An 812-nucleotide genomic window follows, 5' to 3' on the forward strand; every position below is an offset into this window, starting at 1 on the left:
CGGTGACGCCAGTTATCGTGGAGTCGTTGTTGAAATACCACTCTGATCGAATTGGACCTCTAACCTCGGACCATGATCTGGTTCAGGGACAGTGCCTGGTGGGTAGTTTAACTGGGGCGGTTGCCTCCCAAAATGTAACGGAGGCGCCCAAAGGTTCCCTCAGCCTGGTTGGCAATCAGGTGTCGAGTGCAAGTGCACAAGGGAGCTTGACTGTGAGACTGACAGGTCGAGCAGGGACGAAAGTCGGGACTAGTGATCCGGCACCGGCAAGTGGAAGCGGTGTCGCTCAACGGATAAAAGGTACCCCGGGGATAACAGGCTGATCTTCCCCAAGAGTCCATATCGACGGGATGGTTTGGCACCTCGATGTCGGCTCGTCGCATCCTGGGGCTGGAGTAGGTCCCAAGGGTTGGGCTGTTCGCCCATTAAAGCGGCACGCGAGCTGGGTTTAGAACGTCGTGAGACAGTTCGGTCTCTATCCGCCGCGCGCGTTAGAAACTTGAGGAAGGCTGTCCCTAGTACGAGAGGACCGGGACGGACGAACCTCTGGTGTGCCAGTTGTTCCGCCAGGAGCACCGCTGGTTAGCTACGTTCGGAAGGGATAACCGCTGAAAGCATCTAAGCGGGAAGCCTGTTCCAAGATGAGGTTTCTCACCCCCTCGAGGGGGTAAGGCCCCCGGCAGACCACCGGGTTGATAGGCCAGAACTGGAAGTGCAGTAATGCATGCAGGTGACTGGTACTAATAGGCCGAGGACTTACCACAAAGAAGCTACGCGTCCACTGTGCGGTATCTGAAACAACACACAGATAC

At 56.5% G+C, this 812-nt stretch carries 1 rRNA gene; it reads left to right on the forward strand.

The features are described from left to right. Window positions 1–764 (forward strand): 23S ribosomal RNA (locus G8767_RS35230); the annotation flags it as partial. Window positions 765–812: the final 48 nt, after the last annotated feature.

Origin of the sequence: Rhodococcus sp. IC4_135 (genome assembly GCF_011602025.1) — a bacterium.
Classification (GTDB): Bacteria; Actinomycetota; Actinomycetes; order Mycobacteriales; family Mycobacteriaceae; genus Rhodococcus_F; species Rhodococcus_F baikonurensis.